We start from the raw sequence: 24,791 nt of genomic DNA, 5'->3' as shown, positions 1-24,791 counted from the left end.
GAATGACCGCCCGCAGCTTCTCGCAACTGACGGCGCCAGCCAAACAACTGCTGCGGCGGCAATCCATGCCGTCGCGCTACCGAACAGACCGAGTCGCCGCTCGCAACGATCTCCGCAACAATCCGCGCCTTGTCCTCGTCGCTCCACTTCCGCCGACGGCCGGCTCCAGTGAAGACCTCAAGCCGCCTCACCGGCTCCGTGATAGCACTATGCACTGTGTCCATTCTAAGCCTAACGGTTCAAACAAACCGCAGACTCGCAGATCGCCCCGTCAACCGGTAGGTGGCCGCTGAACAGCGCTCTGATGTCCGCTGTCAAGGATTAGAACGCAGAGCACCGCCCCGATCGTCGTCGATCGGCTATTCATAGAGATGGTCGTGCATAGGTGGAGGCGGAACCGAAGGACGTCGGTGATCAAGCTCTGATGCGCGGGTTGGCTACCGCATTCCCGATTGTGCGTCCGAGGTCTGCTCCTATCTTACTGCGGGCGTCGGCGCTCTTGCCGGCCACAAAGCGTCTGACGGGCATTCCCTCTGCCGTGGTCCCGCCTCCGCCCATGCACGATGATAAGGGCGCTCGATCAGGCTGTCTGCACTTGCCTGGCAACCGCCCACATGAACCCCACCAGTTCACGGGCGATAGCGGTGCAGACCACCGTCGTTCGTTTGCCGCGCGCCGCCAGCTTCCGGTACCGGGCCGTCAAGCGGCTCTGCGCCTTCCAAGCAATCTCTCGCACTGCTGGCGACGTCTGTTCGAGCCGGTATAGTTTTGTCTTGCCGATCTTCGGCGGGTGTCGATATGTCCAGGCGCTTTCGACCAACATGTGGCGAACACGGCCGTTGCCGGCCTTGGTGATGCCGCCACGTCTGACAGCCTCTCCCGTCGATCGCTCGCTTGGCACCAGACCGAGGTAACCCATAAGTTGACGTGGGCCCTCAAAACGGCTCACGTCACCGACCTCGGTTGCGAATGTCACTGCGACGACCAGATCGACGCCGCGCAATGTTTGAAGCGCCCGCACGAGCGGCTCCAGAGACCAGGTCGAGACGAACTCTTCGATCGTGCGCTCGAGCCGGTCGACCCGGTCCCTGGCGACGCGAACTGCTTCGACCATTTCTTGTAGCGCGATCTGATGTGCGGGGTGGTCGAACTGTTGTTCCTGGAGCCAACGCAAATAGCGCATCGTCCAGCCCTTTTTGCGGGGATAGGTGCGGCCATGCTTGAGCATGAAGGCGCTCACCTGCTGCCGGTGGATGCGCAGCGTCTCAACCGCTGCCGATCGAGCGCGAACGAGGTCGCGCATCGCTTCGTGACCTTCATCGGGAACCCATACCGCCGTCAGCTCGCCGGCGCGTAGCAGCCGCGCGAGAGAAACGGCGTCCCGGCGGTTCGTCTTCACACGATCACCCGGCTTCCTTGGGATCAGCGACGGCGCCACCACCGTGCATTGGTGGCCGAGCGACCGGATCAGGCGATAAAGACCATAGCCAGTCGGGCCGGCTTCGTAACAGAAGTGGACGCGGTCAAACCGGTTGGCGATCCGCCCTAAGACGCGGCGCATGTTGGTGGCCGAAGCATCAACCTCGCCGAAGAACCGAACCTCCCCCTCCCGGCCTGCATCCGCAATCGCGACGGCATTTCTCAGCTTGGCCACATCGATTCCGACGAATGCTTCCCTATAATCTGCCACGGCTCGTCCTCCTGTGATGAGGATCGGCTCGGTTCGCCCGAGCAACCCTCGGACGCGCAGTGTAGGGCGAGCCACCTCATCGGTAGAGGCGGACATACGGTCTTACGATCGGCGAGTTGACGCCCGTTTATATCCCACAGGGGGCGCGCAGCGCCCGCTCAGTTTTTTAGAAGGAGCGCTCACCAAGGCGGGATTGCTGAGCGCAAAGCGATGATCGACCGTGAACACGATCTGCCGATCGGCAAGCAGGCGGAAGCTCTGAACATCAGCCGCGGCAGCGTCTACTATCTGCCGCGTCCAGTGCCGCCCAAAGACCTCGCGCTGATGCAAAGGCTCGACCGGATGCATCTGGAGTTTCCCTTCGCCGGTTCGCGAATGCTGCGAGGCCTGCTGGCTGCCGAGGGGTGCAAGATCGGCCGCCGGCATGTCAAAACGCTAATGCGGCGGATGGGGATAGAGGCGCTCTATCGCCGTCCGCGCACCACGCAACCCGAGCCCGGCCACAAGATCTATCCGTACCTGCTGCGTGGTATGGAGATCACGCGTCCGAACCAGGTCTGGGCGATGGACATCACCTACATCCCGATGGCGCAAGGCTTCGTCTATCTGGCCGTGGCGCTGGACTGGGCGACCCGCCGGGTTCTGTCGTGGCGGCTGTCGATCACCATGGAGGCTGCATGATGATGTCGCGCTCTTGACCGCTGAATCGACAAGCGACGACAACGCGTTGAGCGCTTCCAGGCTGACAAAGGGCTCTGCCGTTAGGCTGCCACCGCGAGCACATGCCGCGCGGTCGAACATCCAGGATGGGATCTCCAGAAAACGCCGCGTCTCCGATCCATCCAGCGTGCAGCGGAAAACAACGCCGTCCGCCTTGTCGATCACACCATGGACGAAAACCTCGCGGCCTGCCCAAGGGTGATGCCGGTACAGAACCTCACGGCATACGGTCCCGTGGGCGTTCTCAAGCCTTGTTGTACAATGGCCGGCGTCCCCACTCGAGCCTTGACCGCGGCGCTCCGGATCAAGCCTACTTCAACTCGCTGCCGCTCCGCATGGCAGCCTAACCACGGCAGACGCTCCACCTATCAACGCGGAAATTCTGTCCAAACAACCGGGGCCAGCTCTGTCATTGATCGGCAGGCGTTTGAGGCCAGCTTCTACGCATTGTTGGAAAAGTGGAGGCTGCGTCGGTACACGCCGTGATCAAAATAGACGTCAGTGCAAATCAAGGCGCTTGAGCCGGCCTTACGATCAATTGCAGACCGATGCGTGATCACCATTCCTATTTGGTGGCGCCTGCTCCGGCGCGATCGATGACCCAGGCCACCATGTTGCCCTTGGCCTCTTGAGCCTGCACGTGCCGGAGGGCCTCGGAGTAGGTTAGTAAGGGCGTTTTGTCGCGTCCGTGACACGGTGATGTTCGGCGGCGTGCCGCCGCACTCAGTTAAGCCGTTGAATAGATAGCAGAACGCTTTTCTGGGCTGTTCCTATGCAGTTGGCACGATTCTTGATTTTCTTGCCAGCATCGCTCACTCATCCTAAGATTTGGAAAGGACACAGCAATGAAGGCCGATATCTCAGCCTTGGGTCTAACTGAACTAACTCCTGAGGAAGCATCTGCTACTTCGGGAGGCGTGCTTTGGGGGGTTGTGTTTGCAATTGTCGGCGTTGTTGGGATGGCAGCTGCCGCAATAGGTGGATATATAGGGGGCGGTCCACGTTGAGGATAAGCTCGGGACGCTTATAGGCGAAATCGTTGCCAAAACCGCATTGCCTCAAACGGCGTTGATGACGGTAAGCCGGTCCCTCTTATCCACGCGGGAACGACAGAAGGACGTTCGCTTTGTCAATCGGCGTGTCCAATTTTGGCTCGCGTATTGCCGCATTAGCGAATGTTACCCTCATGGCGCCATCGTACTGGTCGATACGACCTTGAAGGATTGGCCGCGCCAAGTGGCTTTTCCGGCTTGCTCGACGACCGGCTTGCTCGACGAGGGGGCTGTGGGCGGCTCGGGGCCCTACATAGCCCGGGCCGTCCACAGCCCCGGGCCATGGGGCAGCGGTTGTGGCGTCGTCGAGCGGGCCCTGGGCGACCAACCGTTCGGCAGCCCTTCGTCTGAGCGCCCTCAGCAGACGTTGCACAATCGAATGCTGTCTCTTTCCGAACTCCTCGGGGTGTTTCTCGCGCAGCCGGCCGACAATTGCGAGTGCCGTCAGCTGCGGCTGCTCTGCGAGCCACGCTTCGATCGCGGCAATATGCGGGTCGAGCTTGGACGGCATGCGAACTCTGGTCTTATAGGGTCGACGAGTTCGCCGGTGTGTAGCACGCGGCTCGCCGACCGTCACGCTCTTGCCGAGCGTCTTCGCGAACGTCGCTGCGGTCGCTGGCAGGATGCTAGTGTGAGCGGGTTGCGGGCCGCGCGCCTGTCCGGCACGACGATCGACGCGATTGCCTAGTTCCTCTTGGATCGCGCGAATCTCTGCCAACAGCGCGACCGGATCGAGCGAGCGATACTGATCGCGTAGCCGTTTCTTCACGGCCGCGGTCACCTTGGGATGCGCTAAGGCACGCTCTTAGGGCGTCGATGGGAGATGATAGCGCTTGATCACTTTAGCTCCTTCGCGACGCTTCTCCTTCAGCTTGAACGACGGTTGGAAGAAGTTGATGTGGCCCATCATACGCGCCGTCTCGACGCCATCGAAGCGGCCATAGCCCATGAGGCGGCGGACGACGGCACCACTCTTCTGCTCGACAAACGCCTGATCATTCTTCTTGTGTAAGCGCGATTTTCTTCGCACGCCGGCGGTTTTGATGGATTGCCCTGGTATCGGGCGATACCGAGCCGTTCAGGCAGTGGCGGCTTTGTGGAAGTTGAAGGGCAGCAGGTCTGTAATATCGGCGTCGCCGGCGCGCTGAGGCAATTCGGTGAGGACGTGGCGCAACCACGCTAACGGCTCGACACGTGAGGCGCGGCAGGTCAGCATCAGGCTATAGACGACGGCACTGGCCTTGGCTCCGTCCACGGTATCGCTGAACAACCAACTCTTCCTGCCAGTTGCAAAAACCCTGATGTCGCGCTCCAGAAGATTGTTGTCAATCGGCATGCTGCCGTCCCCGGTGTAGCGCGTCAGATATTCCCATTGGTTTCGGGTGTAGGATACGGCGTCGCCGAGCTTGCTGTCAGGCAAGACCTTCGGGGCCATGTCATCGAGCCATACTTTGAGAGCATTGAGGATGGGGACACTATGTTGCTGGCGGAAGCGGCGAATGCAGTAGGCCTGTGTTTCACCCTTCTCCGGTATTCCGTCCCACGCCCGCCTTTCAACCCGGTAGAGCTGTTCAAAGAACCGCAGCGCTTGCTCGGGCGGACCGCCGCCCTTCTTCCTGGCTTTGAGGGCATCGACAAAGCGCCGCCGGGAGTGGGCCATGCATCCAATGTGGGTGGCCCCTTCCAGCGTGCGCCATGCGGTATAGCCGTCACTCATTACAATGCCACGGTAATCGCCGAGGAAGGCTTGCGGGTGGATTTGGCCGCGGCCCGGCTGATAATCCAGAAGAACGATCGGCTCGTGGCTGCCCTTGCCGCTGCGATAAGCCCACATGTACGATGTGCTGGTGGCCCGTTTGTCCTTCTCCTTGAGGACCTGAACCGTTGTCTCGTCGCCATGGATGAGAGGTTGTGATCTGAGCCGCAGCTTCAGGGCGTCGTAGATGCGATGCAGATGCTTCTCGCTCGAACCAATCACCCAGTGGCCCAAAGCGCCGCGGCTGACAGGAGCACCTGCACGTTCGAAGGCCTGCGCCAGGCGGTAGAGCGGCGTGCCATCGACATATTTGTGAACCAGCGCGAACGCCAGCGTCGAGGGCGTGGCAACGCTGCCCGGCAATGGTTGCGGCGGCATCGGCGCGGTCACGACAGGGGCGTGGATCCCGGTGCGATCGCAATGGCGGCACGCATATTTGAAGCGCACATTCTGTAAAACCTTCGCCTTCACCTCGATATGAAGTTGCTCGGTGACAGCCTCGCCCATGCGATGCATCTGGCCACGGCAGCAAGGACACGCCTTCTGATCGTCGGACAGGTCATACTCGACGCGCTCACGAGGTAGGTTCCCCGGCAGCGGCTTGCGGCCGCGCTTCTTTCCCATTGTGTTTTCGACGGGTGGCAAGCCCGTGTCCGGAAGTTCGGCGATATTGTTCGTTTCACTGCCGGCGTCCTCCTCATCGGAGGCCTGCTCGGCTTCATTGAAGAGACGATCAACATGCTTTTCGCTGCCCGGTATAGCGCGACAATCAGGATGAGAGCGGCGCGTCAATCAAGATGAGACGAGGCGGCCGAGTCAGGAGATAATTGACGCTGGCCGCCTACTTCGCAAGCGTTGATTGACGCTGCGCGACAATCAAGCGGCGCTGCCAGCGTCAATCACAGTCTTGTCGAGTTCGTTGGGGGTCGTGTGAACAGGTGGCCGGCCTGGACCGCGCTTGCGATCGAGGGCAACTTTTCGACGGTAACTTTCGACGTTCATCTCGAGGATCGTGGCGTGGTGGACCAAACGATCGATGGCAGCCAACGTCATTGCCTGGTCCGGGAAGATACGCCCCCATTCGCCAAATGGCTGATTGGCCGTGATCAGCAGCGAGCGTCGTTCGTAGCGGGCGGCGATCAACTCGAACAGCACACTGGTTTCCGCCTGATCCTTGCTCACATATGTGATGTCGTCGAGGATCAGGAGGTCATAGCGATCGAGTTTGGCGATCGCGGACTCCAGCGCCAGCTCGCGCCGCGCGACCTGCAGCCGTTGCACCAGATCAGTGGTGCGCGCGAAGAGAACGCGCCAACCGTTCTCGACGAGAGCCAGGCCGATCGCCGTGCCGAGATGGGTCTTGCCGCCGCCCGGTGGACCGAACAAGAGCAAATTGGCGCCGGCCTTCAACCAGGCGTCGCCAGCGGCGAGCGCCATCGCCTGTGCCTTTGATAGCATCGGCACGCTTTCGAAGTCGAAGGTGGCGAGCGTCTTGCCGGCGGGCAAACGCGCTTCCACCATGTGTCGCTCGATCCGACGGCGGGTGCGATCGGCCGCCTCGTGCTCGGCAAGGGCGGCGAGGAAGCGGGCGGCAGGCCACCCTTCCTTGTCCGACTGTGCGGCGAGCTTCGGCCAGATCGCCTTGACGCCCGGCAGGCGGAGCTCATTGAGAAGCAGCTCGACACGGGCAGCATCGACGGAGGTAGCGATACCGGTCATGCTGCCTCTCCCAGGTTCGAGCGGCCCGACATGACGCTGACGGAGGCGAGTTCATCGTAGACGTCGAGCGGCGCCAGCTTGACGGCGACACGCGGGATCGAGGCCGCCTCGGGTCGGAAGCGGTCGCGCAGCGCGGCAAGATCGGGTAACTGTCCGGCGTCCAGATCCATCGCGATCACCTCGGCGAGTTCTGCTTCGCAGGCGCGCTCGTGAGCCAGCGCCAGAAGCTCGACCGTCACCTTGCAGGCGCGCCGGTCATCACCATGCTCCCGCAAGGTCTCGAACAGACGTTTGTAAGCTGCACGCGGGAAGAGTTGGTCGCGATAAACGAGATTGAGGAGCGCCATCGGCTTGCGCCGCAGGGCATGGATGACGTGCCGGTAATCCACAACATGACCGCCCTGGCTCTCGGACACAGGCCGACCGCGCCGCAGCGTCACGACCGGCGTGACGCCAAGGAAGCATTCGAGCCGGTCGTCGAAGATGCGCACACGCAGGCGATGGCCGATCAATCTTGAAGGCACGGTGTAGAATACGCGCCGCAGGATGAAGCCGCCTGACGACGTCACCGGGATCACTTTCTCCTCGAAGTCGGTCGTGCGGCCTTTTGGCAGCGGCGCCAAGGCCTCCTTCTCGAGCGCGATCGGCTTGGCGAGGTTGGCGTTGCGCCGGCCGACAATCTCGTCGACAAAAGCCCGGTACGCATCGAGACTGGCGAACTCGCGCGTCCCCCGCAGCAACAGCGCATCTTCCAGTGCCCGCTTGAGATGGCCGTGCGCGCTCTCGATCGAGCCGTTCTCATGTGCGATGCCCGCATTGTTGCGCGTTGGCGCCATGCCATAGTGGCCCATCAGCCCGGCGTAGCGCTGCGTCAGATCCCCCCGTGCGTCGGCGGCCAGATTGCGGAATGCTGCCGACAGGCTGTCGCTGCGATGCTCCCGCGGCACGCCGCCAAGCGCCCACAGCGCGTTCTGCAAGCCCTCCGCCAGGGCGACGAAGCTTTCGCCGCCGAGCACGACATGGGCATGCTCGAAGCCGGAGAACGCCAACCGGAAGTGATAGAGCCGGTGTTCGAGCGGCTCACCCGCGATGGTAATACCGAGCGCGCTCACGTCGGTGAAGTCGGACAGACCCAGGCGACCGGGCTCGTGCTGCTGGCGGAAGATCACGTCTTGTTCTGGGCCGTTGAGCGCCCGCCAGGCGTTGATGCGCCGCTCCAGCGTGCGGCGGATGTTCGGGTTCAACTCGTGATGCCGTCGGCGCAGCTCGTCCAGCACGCCGATGCCGGGCGCAGCCTTCAGGATCGGAACGATCTCGGCGTCCCAATAGGGCCCGAGCGGATCGGCCCGGCGCCGGCCCCTCGGCGTCTTCTTCTGCGATGGCGGGCGACAATCGCCCTCGATTCGATCCGCGCTTGCCTTCGAGAACCCCGCCTTGGCCGCGGCGGCCTCGGGGGACAGTGTCAGTCGGTAGGTCATGTACAGCCTCATCTGGTGGTCGGTGATGTGGAGGCCAGGCAAGGCATCGATTCCCTCTTGTCGAGACGAATCAACAGCTTGCACCAGCCGCACCCGGCCGCCAGACGGGTCCAAAAACGCGCGACGCCGATGGGGACGGTCCTCCGGTCGGGCTGCGCCCTCCCTTCGGTCCGTCCCCATCGGCGCAGTCTCACCTTGATTGTCGCTGGAGTCTCACCCTGATCGCCGCCGCGCAGCGCGGCGCAAAACGATGCAGGCGTGCCAGCGCCAGTTCTTCCTCGAGCTTGGCGACGCGGTCGGCGAGTTGATGGTTCTCCGCCTGCAGCGCAGCAATGCGTGCCAACAGCACTTCAACACTCGGATCGCCGGTTCGATTCATCGAATTCTTGAATCTGAACCGTACCGACGCGTCAACCGCTCAACTCGAGAGCTCAGCCGGCAACCTGATATTGCCGCACCGGATGGCGGACCATCGCATCGATATCGATGCCGTCAAGGATCCAGTGCAATTGCTCCGTCGTCAGCGTGACGATCGCCTCCTGGCGGCGCGGCCATCGGAACCTGTCTTCGGTCAGCCGCTTCAGGACCAGTACAAAGCCGGACCGATCGAAGAACAGAAGCTTCATCCGGTCGCAACGGCGATTGCAGAACGCAAAAACCGCCGGAGTGAATGGATCGAGCGCCATCGTCTCCTGGACCAGGACCGCAAGGCTGTTGATGCCAGCCCGGAAGTCGATCGGCTCACGGTGCAGATAGACCTGCAGGTCATCGCCCAGTCTAAACATCGCCCAGCGCTCCGATGATCGCCGTCAATGCATCCACATCGCCGCATTCCAGCGCGAGCTTCACGCCATTCGGCAGCGACACGCTCACTTTGGCCGGAGAACAAAAAGCTGGAGTCCCTTTGGGTTCCGAACCACGCACTTCATCGTAAGCCGGCAAATCAACCGTCGCCACGCTGTCTTTTCGCGACAGGTCCCGCTCGGACTTCCCCTCAAGCTGAACCGGGATGAACGCCGGGCGTGAGGACGGCGGCAGCGACCTGGTCGCGCTGTGCTTCTTGATCCACTTCCGAAGGAGGTTCGCGTTGACCCCATGTTCGAGTGCAAGCCTCGATACCGAAACCCCAGGCTCAAGGCAGGCCGCGACAAGACGCTCTTTCGATGCCGCCTCGTAGCGCCGGCGACCGTTCCGGCCGACAAGCCTGACCCGCAGTTTCTGATCATCGTCGCTCATCACAAGGTGTCCACCTATTTTGGTGGACACCTCATGCATCAGGACTCTCAAAAGCAAAAGGTGCGGAGAAATTCGCGCTTACCTTCTTGTAGGCGCGCGAGCGAGTTACTTCGAGCTTCTGTTCGCGACACCATGGCACGACGACATCGTTCATGAAGGCGCTGTCGTTGTCGAAGTCCACGCCGCGCAACAGCCAGGGGAATAGGCTCTGTGCGCGGTTGATCGCCTCGACGACGAGCGAACCTTCCCGCGTCAGCAACGGCAGGCACTCCGTCCAGCCGGTGGCGACATCGACCATCGTGAGGGTCTGGATGAACGAGCCAGCCACCGACGTGCCGCCATGGGCGACCATGTCGACCTCGCCGAAGCCGGGCACCGGGCTGTTCCAGTCAGCGAACGTGCGGATCGGGACCTCGCGCCTGATTGCCGAATAGAATCCGGCACGGCGCCGCCTGAACGCCGCTCGCCGCGATCTTCACATCGACGAGCAGGCGATCGATGGTGGCGGTCCATCCCCCGACGGAAATCGACCGGCTGCGTCGCGATCCAGATCGACAACCCAAGTCCTGCGTCGCGCCTAGCAATGGCGAGCTCCTGCTCCACGGCATCGCCTGGTGCGCACGATGTGGTCATAAGATGTACGTCCGCTACAAGGGCGGTGGAGTTTCCCTTCGCCGGTTGGCGAATGCTGAGAGGGTGGTGTCGGCAGCAACGGAGCGTTACCGGTCGGCCAAACGAGGGGAGAAGGGACGGATCCTCGACGAGCTGTGCGCGACGACGGGCTGGCATCGCAAGCATGCGGTGCGCGCGCTCCGGCGACGCGAGACGGTAGGATCGGGCAAGCTCGAGACAACAAGAAAGCGAAGACGCAGATATGGCGCGACGATCAAGGACGCGCTGACGGCGCTGTGGGAGGCGTCGGATCGGGTGTGCGGCAAGCGGCTCAAGGTGATGATCCCGACCAGTGTTGCTCAGATGCACACAGCAATAACAGTAGAAATGTTAGCCGGTTCCAAGTTGTGCCCGCCACAAGCGAGCGTAAGCACCTTCAGCTGCCAGCAGATCAGGATGCCTTCCTTCCGCAACAACCCGTCCATTGTCCAGGACCACGATCTTGTCGGCCTCGCAAATGGTGCTCAGTCGATGAGAGATGGCGATGATGATCTTACCGGCCCGACGCAATTCCTCAACCACCCCTACGACAAGCGCCTCGGCGACCGAATCGAGAGAGGAGGTCGCCTCATCGAGGATCAGGATTTCCGGGTCCCGGTACAGGGCGCGAGCCAGGGCTAGACGCTGCTTCTCGCCGCCGGACAGGCGTACGCCGTTCTCGCCCAGATAGGCCTGGAAGCCACCGGGCCAGCGGTCGACCACCGACCGCAGCCCTATTTGATCGCAGATCTTCACGATCTTCTCGATGTCCGGCTCGAACTCACCAAGGGCGATGTTATCGATCACCGAGCCGGAGAACACGTCGACCGACTGCGGTACCGCAGCGACAACTTTACGCAGGGATTCAGTTGAGAGGTCCTGGAGGTCATGCGGGCCGATCCGGATACATCCACGCTCAAGCGGATAGAGATTCTGCACCAGCGCTGCAAGGGAGCTCTTGCCTGAGCCGCTTTTCCCCACCACGGCCGTCATCTCGCCTCGGCGGAAGGTGATGCTGAGATGCTGGAAAAGCTCAGGCTGCGCGCCATGGCGAAACGTGACGTTCTCCAGGCAGATATCGCCAAGTTCGGACTTGGTGGCATCGATGCTGCCACCGCTTGCCGGCTCCAGGTCGAAGATCTCGAACAGGCGATCCGCGGCGATAAACGCATCCTGAGCGATCCGATTGGTTTGGATCAGGCTGGCAACCGGCCGGGTAATATAGCCAAGCAGCGTATAGCAGGACAGTAGTTCGCCGGGCGTGACGCTCTGATCGAGGACAAGCGTCGTACCGAACCACATCAGCACGACGGTGAATAGGTTTGAGAGGAGGGTTGAGGCATTGTCTCCGAAGACCGAGATAAGGCCGGCGCTATAGACGGAGTGTAGCATCTTGATGAAGCGGGTCTCCATCTTAAGATTGGCCAGGCTCTCTATACCGAATGTCTTGATCGTGGAGACCGCTCCTAGTGATTCAACTAATTGCGCTTCCAGATCGGCGGCATTTTCCATAATGGTGCGCTGGCGCTTCCTATTCAGCCAATTGATGGTCCAATAGGCCAATAAGTATAGTGGGATAGAGGTCGCCACGACCAAGGCGATCTTCCACGAGTAGACGAACATCAGCCCGAACGAGAACAGTATCACGAGCACGTTAACCACCATGGTGATCGAGACGTCGTTCAGGAAGCTTCTGATCTTCATTGCGTCGTTCATACGGGAGACGATTTCACCTATACGCATGCTGTCGAAAAACTTCTGAGGCAGGCTCAGGACGTGATCGTAATAGCCGAGGATCAAGCAGACATCGATCTTCTGTCCCGTTTGCAGGAGGAGCCGATTTCTGAGGAGATTGATCAGAGTCTGCGGCAGCAGGATCAGCAGCATGGCGACACTCATCAGGTTGAGTAGGTTGTGGTTGCCCGCTGCGATCACATGATCGACGATCTTCTGGACGTAGATAGCCGTTGAGAGGCCAAGGATCGTCGTCACCAGTGACCCGATGAGAGCCTGCGCCATCAGCTCCCTATGTGGCGCAAGCAGACGGGCGAAGCGGACGAAGGATGAGGTTGTCTCGTCGCGGCGCTGGAATATGTCTGCCGGAACCAAAAGCACTAAGACGCCAGTCCATTGCATCTTAAATTCCTGGTGCGACAACTTGCGGATTTCGCCATAGGCCGGGTCCATGACGATGATCGACCGGCGGTCGATCGCCTGTATGACGACGAAGTGGTGTAGGACCTCCTTAACGACTAAATGCGCGATGGCGGGCTTGGGAATCTTGTAAAGGCTGTCGAACCCACCCTTCACCCCTTTGGCGATGAAGCCTAGCTGTTGAGCCGCCTGCATGAGGCCCGACACCGTGGTGCCGGAGCGGCCGGTCGACGCATACTGGCGGATGCGTGACAATGGCAGCTTGTAGCCATAGAAAGCTGCGACGGAAGCAAGACTGGCGGCTCCGCAATCCGTGGCGTCGCGCTGTTTGTACTTGATGACGTTACTCGACATTGACGCTCACTGTTTCTGAAGAGGAAGAATTAACCGCCTGCAAGGAGCGGATTGAGCCAATCGTCGACCTCATTGTAGAAGAGTTGAAGGAGGCTGCGGTCGCCCACGAGGAAGCGGGCTCGCACGGTCATGCCTTTTTTCAACTGACCGATGACTCCGTTCTTGAGCGTGAGATGACTGGCAGAGAGCGCGCAGCGGACCTTAAAGATCGGGCTTTTATCGTGGAGGGTGAAGTCCTGGGCCACGTTGAGCACTGTCGCCTCTAGAACGCCCCATTGATTGTAGTTGAAGGCATCCACCTGGAGCCGCACTGACTGGCCGGTTCGCACGAAGCCAATGTCGTTGGGGGAGACGTAGATCTCCGCCACCAGTTCGCCATCCGGCGAGACGCGAGCGACAGTTTGCCCCGCCTGGACGTAGCCACCAGGGGTGAGGCCGGAGAATTGCTCTAGAGCACCGGACACGGGAGCTCGAATCCGGGTCAGATCTCGTTCGTTCTCGAGCTGATGCAAGCTGGCAGTGAGTTCCTTCAAGCGCAGATTCGTGTCGAAGAGCTGTTGGTTCCACTCGGCGGCTTTGCGCCGGGCGAGGATCTCGCCTTTGACCTCAATGCTCTGGAGAGCGAAAGCCCGTTCGTCGACCGCCTTTGCGGGCGCTGCAGCAACGGAGAGCAGCCGCTTGGCGCGCTCGAGTTCTGCCGCGGCGTTACTGCGGGCATATTCATTCTCCCGCAGCAGGTTCAGAAAATGCAGCCGCTCGGCCGTGGCGGACTCGGTCAGCAGCTGGATCGGGTCCTTGGCTTCTGTTCCGGAGGAGATTAGGGTCTCAAGGTCACGGGCTAGATCGCCCTTGGCGCGAATTTCGCCTGTAACTGCTCTGAGCTTCTCCTCAACCACCACGGCATCGAGGGTGAGGATCTCTTGCCCCAGGGCAACCACATCGTTCTCAACGGCAAGGATACGCGAAATGCGCCCTGAGACGGGCGCGATCAGGGGAGTCTTCTCGATGGTGGGACGAATGGTGCCGGCGCTTTGAACAGAGACCGTTACGGTAATGAGTGGCAACGCCACCAATGCGGCGACCACAGAAAGCACAATGATCTTGTAAATGAGAAAAGATCGTCCTGATTGCCGGGAGAGGATGCTTTCGGCCGTGTAGCTCACAATTTCAGGAGGAAGTAAGATATTGGTCATTGTTCGATTATGTCACAAGGTTTGCAATCGTTAATTTGGTAGCGAAACTGCCAGTCTGCACCATGCGACGTCAGGCGGTTGCGCATCTAACTCGCTTCAGATGCAAGTGCGGCGGATGACAGCTGCCACGCAGCCATAGCCGCGAGTGCAGTTGCGACAACTACTCCCTCCGGAAGGTTCAGATGCTTCTTCAACTGTTAATTCAGCCACATCTCAGGCTTCATGGCTCCCCTCTTTCCAGATGGTAAGCACCGTCAGCGATGCCGATTGGCGGGCTTCGGCCTCCGCCGCCGGTCGAGATTAGTCATCTTGAGGTCGCGAGCAAGATCGGCCTTCGCGCGAATCTGGCCTCTACGACGCATCCGAACGGTTGTTCCCGATGGAGTTCTCATGTTACGAGGGCATAAGAATAAGCCTGCCAGCGAACGCGATTTATGATCGCGTCTCTGGCAGGCTTGTAGTCAGTTTACATCAACCCTCTATCCCCGGCGGGGGGCAGGGGATTGGCATCAATGGTTCCGCCACCCGGCGGCGGCTCAAAAATGATACATTTGTCGCCTCCCGACGTTGAACATGCTTCTTCGAGAGTCAGTTCAGTTACATCATAGTCCGACATGTCGCTTTTCATTTCTTGACTCCTTTTCCGTGAGGACGGTCAGCGGCCGCTGCCGTCACGAAATGACGTCTTCAATGTTCGTGCCAGTTGCACAGGATGAACTCCAAAAGCCGCTCTCCATTTTGTTCAGTGACTTGGCTGAGCGCGTGGTGGCAGACTCTGAATGATCGTGTTGCGACCGCGACAAATCGACAAAGATAACGCCAAAACGACATATCTCGCTCGGCTGGTTGCTCACCGGTTGTCGTGCTATAAGGGCCGAGCAGTTCGGACAACATCCTTGCCCATCCGAAGGCGCTCGGCAGGCGGGAAGTGGGAGTTATCATTCGCCGAACTGAAGAGTTGGCGCAGCGCCCCTTCCATCCATAGCTCGGATTTTTTGTCGATCGCGTCCCGAACAAATTGCCGCAGGGCCGGCAAGCCGGACTGCAAGCCGCGCAGTTTATGAAGCAACAGATCCGCATGGAGCATGCGGAAATGGAGGTCGTCCGGCATCACGGCGACAGCCTCTTCGACGGCCGAAAGCGCCTTCGCCCAATCCCCGGCCTTCAACGCGGGCGGCCAAGGGTCCTGACCGCGTCGTTTGGTTGTTCACTGCATCTAATCTCCGCAATGCGGTGCGGCAGTTCATTGGTGACAAAATCGCTGAGCAGGCCAAGCGAGCGTTTTCGCTGCCGGCCAGCAATGCTAACGCACTTGTACGAAAATAGCCCCTGCGCCGGGTGCGGCGACTGCTCGCGAGTGGAAATGGAGAAATTCGCGGTGAGCTGAACGGGTGGGTTGGTATTCATCTGGTCTGCTTCCGGGGCGCATATACTCAGCAGCGTGTTGCAATAAAGCGCGAACGACAGCGCGTCGGGGATCGGCGGTGGGGCACGCCCCACCGTGTCCAGGCCGAGGGGCGCGCGCATGGTCGCATTCTGCCGACAGGCCTGCGCCATCATCGATGGCGACAGCCTGATACCATTGAGGAAGTCCAGCAGGTCTTGCTCCACTGGCGCCAAGGCAATCTCGGAATCGAGCCTCGCAGCCAATCGTTCGTGAAACTTGACCAATGCCTGGCTTGCGGGCTCGAGCCTCCGGCCGCGCAGTGAACTGGGGTACGGCGCGATCTCCAACTGCGGTTGACCCTGCTTGCCCTTCTCTTTAATTACAGGCTCACCCCCAACGTCATAAAGCGCGCATGCCTTGTGTGGATCTGGCTGGGCCGTCCTTCAATTTGGAACTGAAAACGAAGCTTGGCATCACGGCATCACGGCATCACGCGAGACTTTCGATGATTGGAGCCGCTCCGATGCGGCCGCAAAGAGCCCGTCACCGCGATAGAGTCCCACCACGATACAGATCGAATTCTAAGCCGAATAGTGGCTTCCGTAAGCTGCAACTTCTTGTAGTTGACCGCCCTTCGGGCCGAATCGCTCCAGATCAACGTCCTCTCGATCAGAGCGTGTGTCTGCATCTTGCCGCTTGCTGAAACCGTTCACCAGGTTCGCAAGGTCTTGCTCAGCAAAACGAGCGAGCCGGCGACGCGACGTTGGTACTTTGCCCATTGGGCTCGTCGGCGAGCTACCTCGGGGCGATCGCGTTCGCCAGCCGCCACGCTTTTTTGAAGCTGAGCTTCTCGGCATGCACGAAGTCCCACACCGATAGTCGATCTTCAGGTCGCGACCGGCAAGCTCGGCAAGAGACTGCGTTTGGTGAAATCGCCGTCCCTGATCCGCTGCGACAGCCAGACTGCGTGGTCTCCCGAAACCGCCTTCGGCTTGTGACCGCCCATCTGGCCAGGCTCAACGCTGCCGCTCTCCTCGACCCGCTGCATCCAGCCGATGGCAGTACTGATCGCCACCCCAAACTGCTTGGCGGCACGATTGCGCGACATCCCGCGCTCGATGGCGGCCACGACACGCACGGAGATCCAGAGAATAAGGCTTGCCTATCCATGCTGGCCATGCTGGCGTCCAATCCAGCCAGCATGGTAAATCAGAAACACGCTGATTTTTGGATTGTCTTCGGGCGGGGTTACTTTCCCAAAAGCCCAATGCGGCCCATTGATGGACCTCGTGCATTCAGCGCTGACGCTCACGCACTGTCGCGCGTTCACCAGTCTGAGCTATTCGGATCTCCTTATCTCGTTCCGATGGATGACGATCTCGAACCGGTTCCATGACTGCTGCCCGCGAAAACGAATGCCCGTTCTCAAGATGCTGGGCGATGCGCTCCCTGGCGAAAGCCATAATGTTCTGGCGAGCATTCTCATCGTTCGGCAGAGCGCGTTCGACAAGCTTGTTGATGACGGCGATCTGGGATTGGGCAGCGAGCAGGTCGGAATCATGCGCGGCCGCCGGTCGGTCTGCACGGCGTGCCTCCACCGTCACACTCCACCTGTTGCGCCACATCTGCCGCCGCTCAATGCTAGCGAGTCCTGTGGCGGCGTCTATGGATTTGATTGCCCTGATGACGGGTTCGACGCCATCCCTGCGCAAAGAGATGCGGTCGCCAGGCCTGCCGCCGCTATTTGCGACGTCCGTTTCAAGCCCGACGCCCCACACCTGATGTCGCCGGCCATCATCCAGTTCAATGGCTACATAGGTTGATGGCTCGGCGTCGGCGCGGTTGCGGTAGGGGCCATAGCCGACCTCCATAAGACGTCCGGAAACGCCCTTGTCGTAATCGAGCCTATCCGCCTGCAGCGGCCTGTCGGAGGCGGAGCGAGCCTCTGCATCATTGGCCCGGGCCCGGGCTCGATCCCATGCGACTCGCCGGTCAGCGAGCGCCTGGCGATCAGGCTCGCTTGGCTGATAGCCTTTGACATCCATCCCGCGCGCGCCAGCCTCGAGCCAGGCCTCGCGTCGGAACTCGACAGAACCACGGACGTGAAGTGCCTCCCAGTGGCGATATTGTGCCACGCTGACCATGTCCCGGATCACTTCTGCGGCAGCTATGCGGGTGACCAGGCGATCGTCAGTGGCCTTGAACGCGAGGTACTCTTTCCGCTCATCGGCATAGAGCCGGGCTTCGCGGTCGGATCCATCCTTTTGGGGTTCACTGGCCACCACGTAATATCTCCGACGGATGCGGTCCGGAAACGCAACTTCCGTGACCTCCGCGGATGAAGGCGTGTTGGGGGCTGTTGCTGTGGACTCGGCGTCCCCCTTGCCTCGGGTGAAAGCGCGCCCCGCGCGACGTTGCCGCTCCAGGCTGAAATCCCCGCTGTGGTCACGCGTGTCGTTCATGCTGTCGTCCGTTCTGCTTGCGGCTGGACCGTCGCGCCGGCGGGACGGCTTGGGCGTCGATGTAGTTCTGGACCCAGGCTTTCAGGTCGTCCTCAGAGAGTCCTTCGAGGTCGACGTCCACGTCCCCGAAATCAAAGCTGGCATTGGTTGGAATTGTGGAGGGGTCGGCTACCTCTTCGTCAGTCAACGGGCGGGACCGAAATACCGCGCGTAGCTCCGCAACCTCGGAGCGCAGCTCCTTGATCTCGGCGTCAAGCAGCGCGGTCGAGCGGCCGCCCGGCAGCTGCTGGACCGGTGCGGGTAGCAGGCGTGTGAGGAACGCCTTGTCTTCGTAATAGACGATCTTGTCGGCGACGACCGGGGGAAGGCCTGTGCCGAGGATGAAGGCCTTGGATCTTGGAAGAAGCTTCAGCTCCTGCGGCAGCATCAGGGCGCGCCGTTGTTCAGAGACCGTCTCGCTGGTCGAGCGCATCGCGAGCCCTTTTGGCCCGCTGCGGCTCCGCGCTTTCACGGTGTCGTATCCGATGCGTTCGGAAAGCTCATTTGCTACGTCCTGTTCTTTCGGCGCGAACACCACCTCGACGGCATGGTTGGTCATGAAATTGCGGGCAGCGTCGACCCCGTAAATCGAGCGCAGCTGGGCCGGACTCTGGACCACGGTCAGGAGGCGGATGCCGTAACCGGCGATGAACGCGACGGATTTCGCGAGTACGTTGACATTGCCCAGCGCCGGAAATTCATCGAGCAGCAGCAGCACCTTGCGATTGAGTTTGGGATTTTGTTCCGGCAGCTCGCGGGTATTGAGATCGACCACCTGCTGAAAGAACAAGTTCAGAAGCGGCGCCATGCGGTCGAGATTGTCAGGGGTCACGCCGAGATAGATCGACATCGGTTTTTGCCGCAGCTGCCGCAGATCGAAATCGTTGGTCGATGTGGCGGCATCGATGCGCGGGTTGAGCCAAAGCCCGAGCCTCGCCGTGACGGTCTTGCGCACGGAGTTCATGGTGTTTTCAGAAGCCGCGAGGAAGTCGTTCAAGGCCGTGATGCAATTCCGCGACAGTGGCGAAGGGCCGGACTTGCGCGCGGCGACAATTTTGTCGAAATGTGTCTTGAGGTCGGGGGCAGCGGACAGCTGGTGCAGGATTTCTCCGATCGTCAATGGCAAGCCCGGCGTTTCCGCGACATAGCCGCCGATCGCCACAAAGGCCGAGCGGGCCGCCTCGAACCAGAACGGATCGCCTCGGCTTTCGGCCGGAAACAGCATCACCGCGATGCGTTGCAGATCGTCATAGAGATCCGCGGGATCGCCGCGCACATAACCAAGCGGATTGTAGCGCGCGGTGCGACCGTTCTCCTCGAGCGGATCGAACAAGTAGACCTCCTGCCCGTGAGCTGCGCGAAATCCCGCAGACCGATCCCAGTTTTCCTTCTTTACATCGAGAACGACCACCGAATCTGGCCAATTCAATAGGTTTGGAATGACATAGCCGACACCCTTCCCCGCCCTGGTCGGAGCGTAGACCAGGACGTGTTCCGACCCGCCGAAGCAGAGCAGTGCACCGTCCTTACGGCCGAGTAGCACGCCTTCCTTGGATCGCAGGCCAGCGGCCTTGATCTCTCGCTCGGACGCGAAACGCGCGCTGCCGTAAAGCGGGAGAGGACGGTGCCGGAAGAGTGCGCCGAGCAGGCCAAAGACCACAACCACCCCGGTGAGAGTCGACAGAGTCAGCCAGCGGTCGAAACGTGTGTCAGCGCCGTAACGCGGCCAGCCCGTCGCTATCTCCGACCAATGCAGTCCTCCATCGTGAAGCCGGAGCCCCAGCAGCAGAACGTTTGAGGCGACCAGCAGGAACAGCGCGCAGCCCGCGAGCGCGACTGCCAGGCCCTGCGCGGCCCTAATTGTTCTGGTCGCGTTTGCGAACGGGGTCATAATAAATCTCCGAAATGCGGTAGCGGCCGTCCCGCTTCTGCATCTGGATGACGACGTCGACGAGAAGCAGCAGCAGTGAGCGGATGTCGTCACGATGCAGGTCGCGCCCTTCCGCGCTTTCCTTGACAAGCAACGTCAGCTGCTCAAAGGCGAGCCTGGCGCTGTCGGCATGAACCGTTGTGATCGATCCGGGGTGGCCCGAGTTCACATTCCTCAGATAGAAGAACGCCGTCCCGTCGCGCAGCTCCTGCAGCAGAATGCGATCCGGCCGCATCCGCAGGCAGGACTCCAGAAGTTCGCGCGGGCCAATTTTGGCAAGACCCTGCCCGTCCTTGGCGTAGAGCAGCCGCACGCAATTCTGATGAGGGACAACAAGCTCGGCGGTGTCCTCGATGGTGATGAGCCGCTCATGTGCCGGGATCGCCGAGATCAACGCCTTGGATAGCGTGGTCTTTCCCGAACCCGTCGCGCCGGAAATGATGATATTGCGCCGCGTTGAGACGGCAAGCTGGAGGAAGTCGCGCCAGGCACCGGCCTCTTTCAGGGCCAGAAGCCGATGCTCGTCGGTAGTGAGTTCGTTGTTGGCGGCGCGGACTTCATCGAACAGTTTTGCCTGGTCAAAGGCGTCCAGTGTCATTGTCAAAGCCGACGGCTTGCGGATGGTGAGGCTGACCGTTCCTGTTGGCACCGCCGGCGGCACCACGATCTGGCAGCGCTCGTCGCCGATCAGGGTGGTCGAGACCACCGGATGCTCCGGGCCGATGTCCTGACGGGTGTGGCCGGCGGCCGCGGTCGCCAGGTGTGATAGGTAGGCATGCGTCAGAGCTGGCGCTTCGTGCCGGGTCCAGCCGCCGGGACCTTCCACGAAGACCTCGCCGGGGCGATTGACGACGATTTCGGTCAAGGATTTGTCCGCCAGAAATGGAGCCAACGGCTCGAGATAGCGCGCTAGCACGAGCCGGCTGCCATCGCGCTCGATGGAATGTACGGCACTCACTTTGTCACCACCGCCGGGGCCACGAGGCCCCCGGGGACGGTGCGGTCCAAAATCTGCGTGCGGGTCTCGACCCGCCGCAATCGATAGACCGAGGAGAAATCAACATCGCGCGCGACAAAGATATTGACGAGCTCGCCCTGATTCTTGTTCAGAGTGGGCGGAATGTTGATCGACTGCTCGACGGCGATGCCGGCGGCAGTGTTGGTGGCTCCCGTGGTGTTGTTGATCTGGATCGAGCTGTCCTGCAGCTGCTGACGCCCGATTGAGGAGGCGTCGCTGACGATGGACAGCAACAGCGCCGAGCCGAACCGTTCAAAGAAGTGGGTGTCGATGTCACCGTCAAAACCGGCGCGACCCAGTGCGTCCGTGGCCGGCGAGGCCAATGCCGCAATGACGCCGGTCGGCGTCTTGGCGCGGGTCCACAGCACGAACAGGCGTTTTGATCCGCGCCGCACATTGCCGCGATACTCGCCAACCACTTGCGTGCCTTTTTCCATCAGCACCACGTTGCCGGAATCGGACATCACGTCCCGCACGACGACGCAGGAGACGAAGCCGGCCACGTCCGAGGACATCGCCGTCTCCAGCACGCACGGGATCGAGGTGCCCTGGGTGACCAGCAGATTGCGGTTGGGGAGCCGCGCCGCGCGCACGCCCTCGATCGGGGTCGGCTTCAGCTTGTCGGCGAGGTCGTTGCGCGGCTCGCCCCGTCCGAACCCATAGGGGTCGGTGACGACACTTCCGGTCACGCCGTCGTGGGCCGCGCGTCCTACAGAACTCGGCCTGTTGTAGGCCAGCACCGGTGCGCGCCGGGCACTTTCCAGAAGCTGGTCGGAGGCGGGCGCGGGGACCGCTGGCGTGGCTGAGACCGGCGGGGCTCCAACTGAGGCCGTGGTAACAGGCGCGGCCGGCGCTTCCGGGATGGGTTCGAAAGCTGCCGCCTGGCGGATTATCAGCTTTCGGGCGGAATCGCTGACAGGCTTCTCGCCCTTCCAAGTGCCCCAGATGATCAGAGCGGCAAAGGCGGTGAGCGCCAGCGCGCCGAAGCCGCGTTTGAGCATCGTCGCGCGAGCATTGTCCCCTCCTCCCACAGGCGTAATGGCACGGTCGCCGGCGATCTTCTCATCATCATGTTCGGTCATATCGCCCTCGCCTATCGTGGCCTTGGAGTTGGTGCTGATTTCTTCGCCCGCCGCTCAATAGACGGGCTTGTGGTGTTGGTGCCCGGATTAATTCCCACCGCGTCGAATGCTTCGTTAAAAATGCAGAGCACGGTGTCGCCTTTGCGCAGCCGAAACTCCCGCGCCGTGGCATGGACCACCACGAGCTCGCCGCGGACATCCTTGGGCACCAGGCTCTCCGAGCCGTCGGAGTTGATCAGGTAGATCGCGGGGACTTCGCGGTTGCCTGCAAAGCGGAACGTGGTCTCCTTGCCGTCGTCGAAAACGGCTTCGGGCTCGAGGTCGACCGAGCCCTGTGCTGAAAAGCGCCAGTTGCGGGCGCCATAGGCATGATGCAGGTCAAAGGTCTGGTCGATCAGCGCGCCTTCCCGCTCCGCGCCACGGGCGGCCGCCTCCGCACGCCGACGCTCGATCTCGTCGCCGGGATAGGCGAAGCGGACGACGAAATAGCTGTCCGCCAGAGTCGTCTCGGCGATCGACAACTCGAACTGATACGAGCGCTTGCGGCCATCAGGGCGCGTGGTGACGACCTGCAGATTGGTTGGCGGATGTTTCTCCCGGGGTTTAAGGAACAGGATTGAGCCCGCCGGTGCGACCTCCCATGCGATCGCGTCGCCGATTGCGACATGCGCGACCTCCTCATCGTCGGCAAACAACACCTGGGTTGACGCCCGAATCACGCCGTTGACCCGGACCACGTTGGCTGGATCGTAGGTCACGGTTCGCACGCGCGCATCATGTTGTCCGGGTGACGGCTGTTGCAACGCAAAAGCCGGCTCCGCGAATCCCAGGACAAAGGTCATCAAGAGAACGAAAGACTTCATGGCACGACCTCCGGATCGGCGCGATATTCCGAGACCAGAAAGCCGAGGGGGTTGATGAGACGGTCGGCGGAGGACATTGGCGCGTTGGCATAGGAAAACGTCAGGGTGGAGATCCAGTGGGTGATGCGGGTTTCCTCGCCCTTGCGGCTCTCCTTCATGAAACGCACAGAGGCCACATTGTCGGCCAGGAGCGAGATCGCCTTGATCCGTACTGTGGCGACCCCGAAACGGCCCTGAACGGCCTGGGGGCTTTCGGGATTGGAGCCGCGGTACCATGCCGCGAAGCGGGCCTGTTCGCCCTGCCCCGAGAGCAGCGAAATCGTCCGAAAATTGGCTTCTGCCTCGGGGTAGCTGTAACCTTCACGCGCCCGAACGTAGCGTCCAAGAAAATACTTGGTGACGGCTTCGTCATAACGCGCCGGCGTCGAACTGAGGGCGGAGACGGTGTCCACAATGCCGGTGGCATTGTCGACCCGGATCACGAACGGCTCGACCGTCTTTAGCGGCGCCAGTGCCGCGACCGCACTGAGCGAGGCGATCGCCAATGCGCAGGCGCCCGCGGCAATCACCCATGCCGTTCTGCGCGAGCGATGGGCCGCCAGCAACAGATCCTGCTCCCATCGACGCGCATTGTCGAAATAGGCTTTCAGCTCATCGTGCCCGACCATCTCATGCCTCCTTGCCGCAAGCGCGGTAAGAGGCTGCAATGGCGGCCTGGTGGTCTGATGCAGCCAGTTGCGTGGAGGGCGCTGCCGGGGCGATCTCACCCTTGCGGATGTCTGGTGCCGGTGCGGACGGCGGAATAGGCGGCTCCGGCGTCGCCAATGGCGTACCCGTCTCCCAATCCCACAGCGAACGATTGAGCGGCCGCCGAGCCTGGCCATCACATGATGGCGGTCCCTTTGACCAGCTCGCGCAGCCGCCAAGCTGAACTGCGATTAGGCAGATGATGAATAGTCGACGCCACATCGTTCTGATGCCCCTGTTTGTCGTTGTCGCCTGTTGCCGGCGATGATTGTCTACGTCGCGGCGGTCCCCTGCGATCGGGTGCGCTGCATACTGCCGCCCTGCCGGCTCGCTCTTAGTGCGGCGAGACCCCGGCTGGCTGACCAGCGCGCGCCGGCATAAGCGCCGCCGGCTGCGGCCGTCGCGTTGGCAATCATTGGGCTCGTGACCAGCCGGCTTGCGAGCGAAGCGCCACCCCCGGCGAGGCCGCCTGCGATGACCGGCAGTTGAAGCGCGATGTATCCGGACAGACCGAGCACCGCGCTGATGGCGACCGCAGCTACCACCATCTCGCCGGCCGTGCCGGCGTTTGCAGCGAACCTGTCGATGAAGCCGCTGACGGTGGTCAACATCAGCCCGACCAGAGCGACCACCAGCACCAGCAGGATCACGAAATTCGCGACCTGCCGAAGCCAGGCCTCCGTGAACGGGCGCGTGGCCTCAAATAGTCCAAGCGCAATGAAGAGCGGCCCAAGCGCGATCACGACGCCCAGACCAACTTTGGCATAGAGCAGGATGGCAAATTGTAAGAAGGAACCAACCGCGACAAAGACCAGAAGAATGGCGGCAATCAGCGCTGGCGCGATGTTGGTCAGTCCGGCCTGTTTGTAGATCTTATTTGCTACGTCAATTCCTTTGGTCAGAAGCTGATCGAACGGAACCCCCGAATTGGTATTCAGTCCAGCACCAGCCAACGCATTGCCAATCTCCTTCGGCAAGGAATCAAAGAACAGCCCCGTGACGTATTGCTGAAACGCGCTTGAGTTGGTCGCTAGCAGCACCACGACTACGATCCGCATTGCCCGCCAGGCAAACTCCATGATTGGCTCGGAGATTGCGCCCCGCATCACCGCAAAGCCGTAGAGGATGACATAGAGCATCACGGCCGTGCGAAGAGGACCATCAATGTAGGAGGCAAGATTCGATACCGAGGTCGACACGAACGTCGTGATCGGCTGCTCGAACTCCTTCAGAAAACTGTCAAAGACGTTTATGGCCATC

General features: G+C 61.2%; 22 protein-coding genes and 2 pseudogenes. 2 read left to right on the top strand and 22 right to left on the bottom strand.

Annotation, left to right across the window (positions count from 1 at the left end):
- Positions 1 to 580: 580 nt before the first annotated feature.
- On the bottom strand, positions 581 to 1,690 hold the full coding sequence (locus tag ACVIGA_RS43050) for an IS110 family RNA-guided transposase (RefSeq protein ID WP_173643979.1): 1,110 nt from the start codon (positions 1,688 to 1,690) through the stop codon (positions 581 to 583).
- Between the two features lie 162 nt (positions 1,691 to 1,852).
- Here ACVIGA_RS43050 and ACVIGA_RS43045 point away from each other — a divergent pair.
- Positions 1,853 to 2,368: pseudogene (locus ACVIGA_RS43045) on the top strand (DDE-type integrase/transposase/recombinase); the annotation flags it as partial.
- 1,134 nt (positions 2,369 to 3,502) lie between these two features.
- Here ACVIGA_RS43045 and ACVIGA_RS43040 read toward each other — a convergent pair.
- A complete protein-coding gene (locus ACVIGA_RS43040; RefSeq protein WP_456671059.1) occupies positions 3,503 to 4,231 on the bottom strand; it encodes a hypothetical protein in 729 nt (242 codons plus the stop codon).
- 54 nt (positions 4,232 to 4,285) lie between these two features.
- On the opposite strand from ACVIGA_RS43040, the gene ACVIGA_RS43035 reads away from it, so the two are divergent.
- A complete protein-coding gene (locus ACVIGA_RS43035) occupies positions 4,286 to 4,474 on the top strand; it encodes a hypothetical protein (protein ID WP_224944638.1) in 189 nt (62 codons plus the stop codon).
- 66 nt (positions 4,475 to 4,540) lie between these two features.
- On the opposite strand, the pseudogene tnpC reads toward ACVIGA_RS43035, so the two are convergent.
- From tnpC to ACVIGA_RS42935, 20 genes and pseudogenes are all read right to left on the bottom strand, one after another.
- Positions 4,541 to 5,983: pseudogene (gene tnpC / locus ACVIGA_RS43030) on the bottom strand (IS66 family transposase); the annotation flags it as partial.
- Positions 5,984 to 6,094: 111 nt separating this feature from the next.
- Positions 6,095 to 6,937, bottom strand: coding sequence for an IS21-like element helper ATPase IstB (gene istB, locus ACVIGA_RS43025; RefSeq protein WP_176535476.1), 843 nt, complete (start codon positions 6,935 to 6,937; stop codon positions 6,095 to 6,097).
- Positions 6,934 to 8,457 carry an IS21 family transposase gene (gene istA, locus ACVIGA_RS43020; RefSeq protein WP_456671058.1) on the bottom strand — a complete coding sequence of 508 codons (1,524 nt, stop codon included), beginning with the start codon at positions 8,455 to 8,457 and terminating at the stop codon, positions 6,934 to 6,936. The genes istB and istA overlap by 4 nt, the downstream gene beginning before the upstream one ends.
- 148 nt (positions 8,458 to 8,605) lie before the next feature.
- Positions 8,606 to 8,794 carry a hypothetical protein gene (locus ACVIGA_RS43015; protein WP_338702274.1) on the bottom strand — a complete coding sequence of 63 codons (189 nt, stop codon included), beginning with the start codon at positions 8,792 to 8,794 and terminating at the stop codon, positions 8,606 to 8,608.
- Positions 8,795 to 8,846: 52 nt separating this feature from the next.
- Positions 8,847 to 9,200, bottom strand: a complete 354-nt coding sequence (gene tnpB, locus ACVIGA_RS43010) for an IS66 family insertion sequence element accessory protein TnpB (RefSeq protein WP_166073804.1) — start codon at positions 9,198 to 9,200, stop codon at positions 8,847 to 8,849.
- Positions 9,193 to 9,651, bottom strand: coding sequence for an IS66-like element accessory protein TnpA (gene tnpA / locus ACVIGA_RS43005; protein ID WP_166073826.1), 459 nt, complete (start codon positions 9,649 to 9,651; stop codon positions 9,193 to 9,195). Before tnpA ends, tnpB begins: the two co-directional genes overlap by 8 nt.
- A gap of 31 nt (positions 9,652 to 9,682) precedes the next feature.
- A complete protein-coding gene (locus ACVIGA_RS43000) occupies positions 9,683 to 10,027 on the bottom strand; it encodes an integrase catalytic domain-containing protein (protein ID WP_338702159.1) in 345 nt (114 codons plus the stop codon).
- A gap of 626 nt (positions 10,028 to 10,653) precedes the next feature.
- Positions 10,654 to 12,810, bottom strand: a complete 2,157-nt coding sequence (locus ACVIGA_RS42995) for a peptidase domain-containing ABC transporter (RefSeq protein WP_338702161.1) — start codon at positions 12,808 to 12,810, stop codon at positions 10,654 to 10,656.
- A 29-nt stretch (positions 12,811 to 12,839) separates the two neighbouring features.
- Positions 12,840 to 14,003, bottom strand: a complete 1,164-nt coding sequence (locus ACVIGA_RS42990) for an HlyD family secretion protein (protein ID WP_456671057.1) — start codon at positions 14,001 to 14,003, stop codon at positions 12,840 to 12,842.
- 466 nt (positions 14,004 to 14,469) lie between these two features.
- Entirely contained in the window at positions 14,470 to 14,631 is a 162-nt protein-coding gene (locus ACVIGA_RS42985; RefSeq protein WP_208073971.1) for a hypothetical protein, read from the bottom strand.
- 237 nt (positions 14,632 to 14,868) lie between these two features.
- Complete coding sequence (locus ACVIGA_RS42980) at positions 14,869 to 15,171, bottom strand: hypothetical protein (protein ID WP_456671056.1); 303 nt, start codon at positions 15,169 to 15,171, stop codon at positions 14,869 to 14,871.
- The gene (locus ACVIGA_RS42975) at positions 15,168 to 15,737 is read right to left on the bottom strand and encodes a hypothetical protein (protein WP_456671055.1); all 570 of its coding nucleotides are present in this window, start codon (positions 15,735 to 15,737) and stop codon (positions 15,168 to 15,170) included. Before ACVIGA_RS42975 ends, ACVIGA_RS42980 begins: the two co-directional genes overlap by 4 nt.
- 539 nt (positions 15,738 to 16,276) lie before the next feature.
- Positions 16,277 to 16,519: a transposase gene (locus ACVIGA_RS42970; protein WP_173644000.1), complete on the bottom strand. Its 243-nt coding sequence runs from the start codon at positions 16,517 to 16,519 to the stop codon at positions 16,277 to 16,279.
- 166 nt (positions 16,520 to 16,685) lie between these two features.
- On the bottom strand, positions 16,686 to 17,852 hold the full coding sequence (locus ACVIGA_RS42965; RefSeq protein ID WP_176396325.1) for an LPD7 domain-containing protein: 1,167 nt from the start codon (positions 17,850 to 17,852) through the stop codon (positions 16,686 to 16,688).
- Complete coding sequence (locus tag ACVIGA_RS42960) at positions 17,836 to 19,782, bottom strand: type IV secretory system conjugative DNA transfer family protein (RefSeq protein ID WP_166217499.1); 1,947 nt, start codon at positions 19,780 to 19,782, stop codon at positions 17,836 to 17,838. The genes ACVIGA_RS42965 and ACVIGA_RS42960 overlap by 17 nt, the downstream gene beginning before the upstream one ends.
- The gene (virB11, locus tag ACVIGA_RS42955) at positions 19,748 to 20,779 is read right to left on the bottom strand and encodes a P-type DNA transfer ATPase VirB11 (protein WP_208073969.1); all 1,032 of its coding nucleotides are present in this window, start codon (positions 20,777 to 20,779) and stop codon (positions 19,748 to 19,750) included. The genes ACVIGA_RS42960 and virB11 overlap by 35 nt, the downstream gene beginning before the upstream one ends.
- Complete coding sequence (virB10, locus tag ACVIGA_RS42950; protein ID WP_166217169.1) at positions 20,776 to 21,921, bottom strand: type IV secretion system protein VirB10; 1,146 nt, start codon at positions 21,919 to 21,921, stop codon at positions 20,776 to 20,778. The genes virB11 and virB10 overlap by 4 nt, the downstream gene beginning before the upstream one ends.
- An 11-nt stretch (positions 21,922 to 21,932) precedes the next feature.
- Positions 21,933 to 22,784: a P-type conjugative transfer protein VirB9 gene (virB9, locus tag ACVIGA_RS42945; protein ID WP_207841067.1), complete on the bottom strand. Its 852-nt coding sequence runs from the start codon at positions 22,782 to 22,784 to the stop codon at positions 21,933 to 21,935.
- A complete protein-coding gene (locus ACVIGA_RS42940; protein WP_166217509.1) occupies positions 22,781 to 23,452 on the bottom strand; it encodes a virB8 family protein in 672 nt (223 codons plus the stop codon). Before ACVIGA_RS42940 ends, virB9 begins: the two co-directional genes overlap by 4 nt.
- Before the next feature lie 351 nt (positions 23,453 to 23,803).
- Positions 23,804 to 24,790: a type IV secretion system protein gene (locus ACVIGA_RS42935; RefSeq protein WP_207841069.1), complete on the bottom strand. Its 987-nt coding sequence runs from the start codon at positions 24,788 to 24,790 to the stop codon at positions 23,804 to 23,806.
- Position 24,791 lies beyond the last annotated feature (1 nt).

This window comes from Bradyrhizobium sp. USDA 3240 (assembly GCF_054063295.1).
This window is presented reverse-complemented; position numbering and strand designations above follow the sequence as displayed.

What these genes read in the sequence shown, in the direction of transcription:
- ACVIGA_RS42960 (WP_166217499.1), bottom strand. Translation starts at nt 19,782, where the DNA reads ATGACCCCGTTCGCAAACGCGACCAGAACAATTAGGGCCGCGCAGGGC.
- istB (WP_176535476.1), bottom strand. Translation starts at nt 6,937, where the DNA reads ATGACCGGTATCGCTACCTCCGTCGATGCTGCCCGTGTCGAGCTGCTT.
- virB9 (WP_207841067.1), bottom strand. Translation starts at nt 22,784, where the DNA reads ATGAAGTCTTTCGTTCTCTTGATGACCTTTGTCCTGGGATTCGCGGAG.
- tnpB (WP_166073804.1), bottom strand. Translation starts at nt 9,200, where the DNA reads ATGTTTAGACTGGGCGATGACCTGCAGGTCTATCTGCACCGTGAGCCG.
- ACVIGA_RS42965 (WP_176396325.1), bottom strand. Translation starts at nt 17,852, where the DNA reads ATGAACGACACGCGTGACCACAGCGGGGATTTCAGCCTGGAGCGGCAA.
- ACVIGA_RS43015 (WP_338702274.1), bottom strand. Translation starts at nt 8,794, where the DNA reads ATGAATCGAACCGGCGATCCGAGTGTTGAAGTGCTGTTGGCACGCATT.
- ACVIGA_RS42935 (WP_207841069.1), bottom strand. Translation starts at nt 24,790, where the DNA reads ATGGCCATAAACGTCTTTGACAGTTTTCTGAAGGAGTTCGAGCAGCCG.
- tnpA (WP_166073826.1), bottom strand. Translation starts at nt 9,651, where the DNA reads ATGAGCGACGATGATCAGAAACTGCGGGTCAGGCTTGTCGGCCGGAAC.
- ACVIGA_RS42985 (WP_208073971.1), bottom strand. Translation starts at nt 14,631, where the DNA reads ATGAAAAGCGACATGTCGGACTATGATGTAACTGAACTGACTCTCGAA.
- ACVIGA_RS42995 (WP_338702161.1), bottom strand. Translation starts at nt 12,810, where the DNA reads ATGTCGAGTAACGTCATCAAGTACAAACAGCGCGACGCCACGGATTGC.
- ACVIGA_RS42990 (WP_456671057.1), bottom strand. Translation starts at nt 14,003, where the DNA reads ATGACCAATATCTTACTTCCTCCTGAAATTGTGAGCTACACGGCCGAA.
- virB10 (WP_166217169.1), bottom strand. Translation starts at nt 21,921, where the DNA reads ATGACCGAACATGATGATGAGAAGATCGCCGGCGACCGTGCCATTACG.
- ACVIGA_RS42940 (WP_166217509.1), bottom strand. Translation starts at nt 23,452, where the DNA reads ATGGTCGGGCACGATGAGCTGAAAGCCTATTTCGACAATGCGCGTCGA.
- ACVIGA_RS43035 (WP_224944638.1), top strand. Translation starts at nt 4,286, where the DNA reads ATGATAGCGCTTGATCACTTTAGCTCCTTCGCGACGCTTCTCCTTCAG.